The 8128-nt window shown below is 72.4% G+C and carries 9 protein-coding genes and 1 riboswitch; of the genes, 4 read left to right on the forward strand and 5 right to left on the reverse strand.

Annotated elements, in window-relative coordinates; all coding sequences use genetic code 11:
* Positions 1 to 143: 143 nt before the first annotated feature.
* The 3 genes from G3I53_RS28950 to thrC form a co-directional block, all read right to left on the reverse strand.
* Complete coding sequence (locus G3I53_RS28950) at positions 144 to 347, reverse strand: cold-shock protein (RefSeq protein WP_004986573.1); 204 nt, start codon at positions 345 to 347, stop codon at positions 144 to 146.
* A gap of 430 nt (positions 348 to 777) precedes the next feature.
* Positions 778 to 1053 carry a MoaD/ThiS family protein gene (locus G3I53_RS28955; protein ID WP_164334348.1) on the reverse strand — a complete coding sequence of 92 codons (276 nt, stop codon included), beginning with the start codon at positions 1051 to 1053 and terminating at the stop codon, positions 778 to 780.
* Positions 1050 to 2354 (reverse strand): threonine synthase, encoded by a 1305-nt coding sequence (thrC, locus tag G3I53_RS28960; RefSeq protein ID WP_164334349.1) that lies wholly within the window; start codon positions 2352 to 2354, stop codon positions 1050 to 1052. Before thrC ends, G3I53_RS28955 begins: the two co-directional genes overlap by 4 nt.
* Positions 2355 to 2372: 18 nt before the next feature.
* Positions 2373 to 2520: riboswitch (SAM riboswitch) on the reverse strand.
* 145 nt (positions 2521 to 2665) lie between these two features.
* Between thrC and G3I53_RS28965 the strand changes: the two genes are divergently transcribed.
* From G3I53_RS28965 to otsB, 3 genes are all read left to right on the forward strand, one after another.
* Positions 2666 to 3610, forward strand: a complete 945-nt coding sequence (locus G3I53_RS28965) for a glucosyl-3-phosphoglycerate synthase (RefSeq protein WP_164334350.1) — start codon at positions 2666 to 2668, stop codon at positions 3608 to 3610.
* 51 nt (positions 3611 to 3661) lie between these two features.
* Complete coding sequence (locus tag G3I53_RS28970) at positions 3662 to 5092, forward strand: trehalose-6-phosphate synthase (protein ID WP_203591882.1); 1431 nt, start codon at positions 3662 to 3664, stop codon at positions 5090 to 5092.
* A 71-nt stretch (positions 5093 to 5163) separates the two neighbouring features.
* Positions 5164 to 6033, forward strand: coding sequence for a trehalose-phosphatase (gene otsB, locus G3I53_RS28975; RefSeq protein WP_164438936.1), 870 nt, complete (start codon positions 5164 to 5166; stop codon positions 6031 to 6033).
* 37 nt (positions 6034 to 6070) lie between these two features.
* On the opposite strand, the gene G3I53_RS28980 is transcribed toward otsB, so the two are convergent.
* Positions 6071 to 6322, reverse strand: coding sequence for a DUF3263 domain-containing protein (locus tag G3I53_RS28980; protein WP_164438937.1), 252 nt, complete (start codon positions 6320 to 6322; stop codon positions 6071 to 6073).
* Between the two features lie 41 nt (positions 6323 to 6363).
* Positions 6364 to 7629, reverse strand: coding sequence for an extracellular solute-binding protein (locus G3I53_RS28985; RefSeq protein ID WP_164333747.1), 1266 nt, complete (start codon positions 7627 to 7629; stop codon positions 6364 to 6366).
* Between the two features lie 120 nt (positions 7630 to 7749).
* Here G3I53_RS28985 and G3I53_RS28990 point away from each other — a divergent pair.
* A partial coding sequence (locus G3I53_RS28990; protein ID WP_164438938.1) for an ROK family protein occupies positions 7750 to 8128 on the forward strand: 379 nt, incomplete at its 3' end.

Below are 8128 nucleotides of genomic sequence, written 5' to 3' on the forward strand. Positions count from 1 at the left end.
CGGGCGTGTCCCCGCGGGGCGGTGCCGGAAGGGGCGTCGCGGGCCGGCGGGCGGCGGCGGCGCACGGCGGCACGGCGAAGGGCCCGCACCCCGGGAGGTGCGGGCCCTTCGTCAGCAGTAGATGCTTGCGGTTGGTAGCGCGTTCAGGCGGTGACGCGAACCATGTCGGCCTGCGGGCCTTTCTGGCCCTGCGAGATCTCGAATTCGACCCGCTGGCCCTCTTCCAGGGTGCGGTAGCCGTCCATCTGGATCGCGCTGTAGTGGACGAAAACATCCGCACCACCGTCGACCGCGATGAAGCCGTACCCCTTCTCCGCGTTGAACCACTTGACGGTGCCCTGAGCCATGCCTAACTCCCCTATTACTGGCCCTTGCACAGATCCACACTTCGCGGACCCGGGTCAGACCTCACCCCCCGATGGGTGGGGGCGTGCGCCGGAACGCGTCGACCGCGGCTGAATGTATCTGTCCAACTGCCGTCTGCAACAGGTCAATCGGACGAGAAATCTGGACGACACCGGTCCGGAATGTTGTGCAACTTCGCCCGAATTCAGGGCAAACCGGGCCGCACAAAGGCCACAAAAGCCGCGGAAGCCGCACAGACTTTGGCTACTTCTCGTCGGGCGAGCGGCAGGAATTCACGGTTCCCGATCGGTGGACCGGGGCCGCGTTCCCCAACCCTACCGCGTTCAATCCCATGGAATTGCCCCCTCCGCTTCTCTTACGGAGGGGGCAATCCGATGAACGCTCGGTAACCGAAGTTACCCAGGGTAACGATCAGCCGCCGGCGACCGCCGGAATGATCGACACGCCGGCCCCGTCCGGGGTCGCGGTCCCGAGGCCCTGCTCGAAGCGCACGTCGTCGTCGTTGACGTAGACGTTGACGAAGCGGCGCAGCTTGCCCTGGTCGTCCAGGACGCGGGCGGCGATGCCCGTGTGGTTCTTCTCCAGGTCCTCGATGACCTCGGCGAGGGTCGACCCCTCGGCGTTCACCTCGGCCTGTCCACCCGTGTAGGTGCGCAGGATGGTCGGGATGCGGACGGTCACACTCATGCGAGGCCAGCCTCTCGGAAGGAATCCAGGTTGGGGCGGATGGTGGCGGTCAGGCCCGTGCCGGCGACCGCGTCGAGGGTCTTCAGACCGTCCCCGGTGTTGAGGACGACGGTGGTCAGGGAGGGGTCCAGCAGGCCGCTGTCGACCAGCTTGCGGGTCACGCCCACGGTCACGCCGCCCGCCGTCTCCGCGAAGATGCCCTCGGTCCGGGCGAGCAGCCTGATCGCGTCCACCACCTGCTCGTCGGTGACGTCCTCCACCGCGCCGCCCGTGCGGCGCGCGATGTCCAGGACGTAGGGGCCGTCGGCCGGGTTGCCGATGGCGAGCGACTTGGCGATGGTGTCGGGCTTCTGCGGGCGGACCACGTCGTGCCCGGCCTTGAAGGCGGCCGAGACCGGGGAGCAGCCCGCGGCCTGCGCGCCGAAGATCTTGTAGGGGCGGTCCTCGACCAGCCCCAGCTCGATCAGCTCCCGCAGCCCCTTGTCGATCTTCGTGAGCTGCGAGCCGGAGGCGATCGGGACGACGATCTGGTCCGGCAGCCGCCAGCCGAGCTGCTCGCAGATCTCGTAGGCGAGCGTCTTGGAGCCCTCGGCGTAGTACGGCCGCAGGTTGACGTTGACGAAGCCCCAGCCCTCGCCGGCCGGGTCGCCGATCAGCTCGGAGCAGAAGCGGTTCACGTCGTCGTAGTTGCCCTCGATGCCGACGAGTTCGCCCCCGTAGACGGCGGCCATGACGACCTTGCCCTGCTCCAGGTCGTGCGGGATGAACACGCAGGAGCGGAAGCCGGCCCGGGCGGCGGCGGCACCCACGGCGCCCGCCAGGTTGCCGGTGGAGGAGCAGGACAGGGTGGTGAAACCGAAGGCGCGGGCGGCCTCCAGGGCCTGGGCGACGACCCGGTCCTTGAAGGAGTGGGTCGGGTTGCCGGAGTCGTCCTTGACGAACAGCCCGCCGGTGACGCCGAGTTCACGGGCCAGGTTGTCCGCCTTGACCAGCGGGGTCCAGCCCGGGTTGAGGTTCGGCTTGCCGGCCACGTCGGCGGGGACGGGCAGCAGCGGCGCGTAGCGCCAGATGTTCGCGGGGCCCGCCTCGATGCGCCGGCGCAGTTCCTCGGCCCCGTAGGACGAGAAGTCGTAGGCGATCTCCAGCGGGCCGAAACATTCCTGGCAGGCGAAGACGGGGCCGAGCGGGACGCGGTGGCCGCACTCGCGGCAGGACAGCGCGGCGGCGGGGCCGAGGTCGACGTCGGGGGTGGCAGCGGATCCGGTGGCGCCGGTGCTGCTTGCAACGGTCTGCACAGCCATGTGAGGCGAGGCCCTTTCTCCTCATCTTCCTCACGACGCATCTCGCCGTGAGACGGATTTGGCACCTTCCCTAGCCGGGAGCCTCGCCACGTCCGTGTGACAAGAACCGACTGGAGGGTTGCCGGGGCTTCATCGGGCCGTATCCCTCTGCCCCTCTGGATGAGCGGTGTTCAGTTGTCGCGGCGGCGACCCCGGCATGCGGGGGCCGTGCGCGTTGTTCAAGACTGTAACCGACACCCCGGGCGATCGAGACAGTCGTCCGAACCGCGAGATGGATCACAGGACCGGACCGGAGTGAGGAGCCGCAGACCGTGCTGGAAGAAGTCGAGCGCTGGCTGATCGACCGGTCCTGGTCCGTGGCCGACCGCCCCCTGCACGGGATCCTGGCCGCGAAACGGGCGTCGGGCCAGACGGTGAGCGTGGTGCTGCCGGCGCTCGACGAGGAGGCGACCGTCGGCGACATCGTGGCGGTGATCCGGCACGACCTGATGCTCCAGGTGCCGCTGGTCGACGAGGTCGTCGTGATCGACTCGGGGTCGACGGACGGCACCGCCGCGGCCGCCGCGGCGGCGGGCGCGACCGTGGTGCACCGGGACGCGATCCTGCCCCGCATCCCCGCCGTGCCCGGCAAGGGCGAGGTGCTGTGGCGGTCCCTGCTGGTCACCCGGGGCGACATCGTCTGCTTCGTCGACGCCGACCTGCGCGAGTTCTCCTCCGACTTCGTCACCGGCATCGTCGGCCCGCTGCTCACCGAACCGGACGTGCAGCTGGTCAAGGCCATGTACGACCGTCCCCTCGGCGCCGCCGCCGGGCAGGGCGGCCGGGTCACCGAGCTGATGGCGCGCCCCCTGCTCAACATGCACTGGCCGCAGCTGGCCGGCTTCGTCCAGCCGCTCGGCGGCGAGTACGCGGCCCGCCGCTCGCTGCTGGAGCAGCTGCCCTTCCCGGTCGGCTACGGCGTGGAGCTCGGCATGCTCGTCGACGCCCTGCACCTGGCGGGCCTGGACGCCCTGGCGCAGGTCGACGTCGGTGTGCGCAAACACCGCCACCAGGACGGGCGGGCGCTCGGCCGGATGGCCGCCGCGATCTACCGCACCGCCCAGCTGCGCCTGGCCCGCGGCCACCTGATCCGGCCCGCGCTCACCCAGTTCGAGCGGGCCGGGGACGGCTTCGAGCCGCGCACGTACTCCGTCGACACCGAGGAACGCCCGCCGATGCGGGAGATCGCCGAGTACCAGGCCCGGCGGGTGGCCTGAGCGCGTCCCCGCGACGTTTGAGGTTCCGGGGGCCGGGCTAGGTTGGTGCGTATGGCTTCCACGCATGCTGCTCAGGCTGGTCAGGGTGCCCAGGTGCTGGTCGCGTCGAACCGCGGGCCCGTGTCGTACACGGTGGACGAGGACGGTTCGCTGCGGGCCGGGCGGGGCGGCGGCGGGCTGGTGTCCGGGCTGTCCGCGATCGGCTCGGACGCCGACGCGCTGTGGGTGTGCTCGGCGCTGTCCGACGGCGACCGCGAGGCCGTGCGCCGCGGCGTCGGCGAGGACGGCGTGCGGATGCTGGACATCCCGGCCGACGTGCACGCCGACGCCTACAACGGCATCGCGAACTCGGTGCTGTGGTTCGTGCACCACATGCTGTACCAGACCCCGCTGGAACCCGTCTTCGACGCGGAGTTCCGCCGCCGGTGGGCGTCCTACGAGAGCTACAACCGGGCCTTCGCCGAGGCGCTCGCCGAGGAGGCCGCCGAGGGCGCGGCCGTCGTGGTGCAGGACTACCACCTGACGCTTGTCCCCGGCCTGCTCCGCGAGCTCCGCCCCGACCTGCGCATCGGCCACTTCTCGCACACCCCGTGGGCGCCGCCGGAGTACTTCCGGATGCTGCCCGACGACATCGCCGGCCAGGTGCTGCGCGGCATGCTGGGCGCCGACCGGCTCGGCTTCCTCACCCGGCGCTGGGCCGACGCGTTCACCGCGTGCTGCGAGCAGTTCGCGGGCGGCCTCGGCGGCACCCGCATCGGCGTGCACGGCCTCGGCGCCGACGCGGACTTCCTGCGCGCCCGCTCCCACGAGCCGGACGTCGAGGAGCGGATGACCGCGCTGCGCGAGGAGATCGGCACCGCGCCCGACGGCTCCCCGCGCCGCACGATCGTCCGCGTGGACCGCACCGAGCTGTCGAAGAACATCGTGCGCGGTCTGCTCGCCTACCGACAGCTCCTCGACGACCACCCCGACTGGCGCGAGCGGGTCGTGCACGTCGCCTTCGCCTACCCCTCCCGCCAGGACCTCGCCGTGTACCGCGACTACACCGCCGAGGTGCAGCGGGTCGCCGAGGAGATCAACGAGCGGTACGGCACCCCCGGCTGGCGTCCGGTCGTGCTGCACGTCGAGGACGACTTCGCCCGCTCCCTGGCCGCCTACCGGCTGGCCGACGTGGCCCTGGTGAACCCCGTGCGGGACGGCATGAACCTGGTCGCCAAGGAGGTGCCCGTCGTCTCCGACCGCGGCTGCGCGCTGGTGCTGTCCCGGGAGGCGGGGGCCCACGAGGAGCTCGGGGAGGACGCGATCACCGTCAACCCCTACGACGTCACCGGCACCGCCCGCGCCCTGCACGAGGCGCTGACCATGGGCCCGGAGCAGCGCACCGAGCACAGCAAGCGGCTGGCCGCGGCGGCGACCGCGCTGCCGCCCACCCGGTGGTTCCTGGACCAGCTGGACGCCCTGCGGGCAGCGGACCCGGCCTGATCCGGCGGGTGGCCGCCCGTCCGGCCGGGCGGGCAGGCGTGCCGGCGGCCGGACGTGGATAGGTTGGCCGTATGGGCAGCCACACCGACTCCACGGATCCGCATGCCGTCCCCGACCTGCCGACGCCCGTCACCCGGGCCGGACGCGAAGGGCTCGACGCCCTCCTCGCCCGCCCGGACCGGGCGCTGATCGGCCTCGACTTCGACGGCACGCTCGCGCCGATCGTGGCCGACCCGGACCGGGCCCGGGCGCACCCCGATGCCGTGCCCGCGCTGGCCGCGCTCGCCCCGAAGGTGGCCTCCGTCGCCGTGATCACGGGCCGGCCGCCCGGTGTCGCGGTCCGCAACGGCGGCTTCGCGGGCGTCCCCGGCCTGGAGCACCTGGTCGTGCTCGGCCACTACGGCGCGGAGCGCTGGGACGCCGTCACCGGCACCGTCACCGCCCCCGAACCGCACCCCGGGGTGGCCGCCGTGCGGGCGGAGCTGCCGGGGCTGCTGGACCGGGTGGGCACCTGGCAGGGCACCTGGGTCGAGGAGAAGGGCCGCGCGGTGGCCGTGCACACCCGCAGGGCCGCCGAGCCGCAGGCCGCCTTCGAGGCCCTGCGGGAGCCGCTGACCGGCCTGGCCGCCCGGCACGGCCTGATCGTGGAGCCGGGCCGGATGGTGCTGGAGCTGCGTCCGCCCGGCATGGACAAGGGGGTCGCCCTGGAGGAGTACGCGCGCGAGATCGGCGCCGGGGCGGTGCTCTACGCGGGCGACGACCTCGGCGACCTCCCGGCCTTCGCGGCCGTGGAGAAGCTCCGCTCCGACGGTGTCCCCGGCCTGCTGGTGTGCAGCGGCAGCGACGAGGTCCCCGAGCTCCGCGACCGCGCGGACGTCGTCGTCGACGGCCCCGAGGGCCTGGTCGCCCTCCTCACCGCCCTGGCCGCCCGCATGCCCTGACGGCCTGCGGGCCGCCCCGCCCGCGTCGGCGCGCCGTTCAGCGTTCCGCGCGGCGCGCTTCGCGGATGCGGCGGAGGCGGTTGACCGTGACCGGGTCGTGGGCCAGGGCGCGGGGGTCGTCGAGGAGGGCGTTGAGCAGCTGGTAGTAGCGCACGGGGGCCAGGCCCAGGCGCTCGCGTATCGCGCGCTCCTTCGCGCCGGGGCCGGGGAAGCCGCGGCGCTCCAGCGCGAGGATGTCGCGCTCGCGCCGGCCGAGCCCGGCCGGCGCCTCCTCGTGCTCCTCGTCCATGTCCCGCACGGTAGCCCCTGCCGCCGACAGCCGGCCGCTCGCTACCGGCCGCTCTCCACGCGGGTGGCCGTCGCCTGGAGGCCGCCGAGGACCACGGAGGGGCTGCCGCCGGGGGCGACCGCCTTGCCGATCTGCTTCTTGATCTCCGCGTTGACCGCGGCCCAGGAGGTCTCGCCGACCGGGTACAGCTCGGAGGTGCCGAGCTGGTCGAGGAAGGGCTTGAGGTCCTTGTCCTTCGGGGACTCGGACATCACGCGGGACGCGGACTGGGTGACCGGCAGCAGGTTGTAGGCGCGGGAGAACTCCAGCACCTTCTCCTCGCTGTACACGAAGTCGAGGAACCGGCCGCTCTCCTCGCGGTGGCCGTTCTTCCGGAAGGCCATCATCCAGTCGGCGACGCCGAGGGTGGCCCTGCTCGGCCCGTCGACGCCCGGCATGGGCACCATGCCGAACTTCACGCCCTTCTCGCCGGCCGTCTTCATCAGCGAGGGGTGCCCGTTGAGCATGCCCACGTCCCCGTCGGCGAAGGCGGCGAACGCCTTCGCCCGGTCCAGCCTGCCGGGGGCGACGGGGCCGGTGAGGCCGCGGCCGACCAGCTCCTCCTTGAGCCAGGTGAGGGTCTCGACGTTCTCGGCGGAGTCGATCGTGTAGGAGCCCATGTCGTCGGTGTAGCCGCCCTTGCCGCTGAGCAGCCACTGCATCGTCTCGGCCTGCGCCTCCTCGGGCCCCAGCGGCAGCGCGTAGGGGTACTTCACGCCGTCCGCCTTGAGCGCCTCGGCGTTGTCGGCGAGCTCCTCCCAGGTCTTCGGCGGGGTGATGCCGGCCTCGTCGAACAGGTCCTTGTTGTAGAACAGCACGCGCGTCGAGGAGGCGAAGGGCAGCCCGAACTGCCCGGCGGGGATCTCCCCGGCGTCGGCGAGCTGGGGGACGAAGTCGGCCTGGACGGGGATGGAGAGCAGGTCGCCGGCCTTGTACAGCAGGTCCTTCTTCGCGTAGTCGGCGTACGCGCCGATCTGCGCCAGGTCCGGCGGGTCGCCCGCGTCGACCATCTCCTTGACCTTGCGGTCGACGTCGTTCCAGGAGTAGACGCTGACGTCGACCTTCACGCCGGGGTGCCCGGCCTCGAACTCCTCGACCAGGTCGGCCCAGTACTTCCGGCTGCTGGTGGCCGCGCTGTCGCCGTAGTCGGCGGCGACCAGCTTCAGTGTCACGTCGGACGAGCCGTCACCACCGCATCCGCCGAGGACCGCCGTGAGTCCCAGTGCGGAGACCACCGCGATCGCCCTTGTCCTGACCCGCCGCTGCACTGCGTACTGCCCCAACCCCGGCGCGGAGCGCGCCGTCCGAAATTTTTCGATAACCGGAATAAGGTCTACACCACGTAAGTGGACTAGACCTCTCCCGGGTGCCGGGGTCACACTGTCCCCGTGGAACATGTCATCGCCCTCGACGTGGGCGGCACCGGGATGAAGGCCGCCCTGGTCGGTGCGGGCGGCGAACTGCTGCACCAGGCGCGCCGGGCCACCGGCCGCGACCGCGGCCCCGAAGCCGTCGTCACCGGCATCCTCGACTTCGCCGGCGAACTGCGTGCCCACGGCGTCCGCCGCTACGGACGGCCCGCCTCCGCGGCGGGCCTCGCCGTGCCCGGCATCGTCGACGAGCGGGAGGGCCTCGCCGTCTACTCGGCCAACCTCGGCTGGCGCGACCTCCCCCTGCGCGCGCTGCTCGCCGAACGGCTCGGCGGCGTGCCCGTCGCCCTCGGCCACGACGTCCGCACCGGCGGCCTCGCCGAGGGCCGCATCGGCG

The sequence above is a fragment of the Streptomyces sp. SID14436 genome, from assembly GCF_010548465.1.
Lineage (GTDB): Bacteria > Actinomycetota > Actinomycetes > Streptomycetales > Streptomycetaceae > Streptomyces.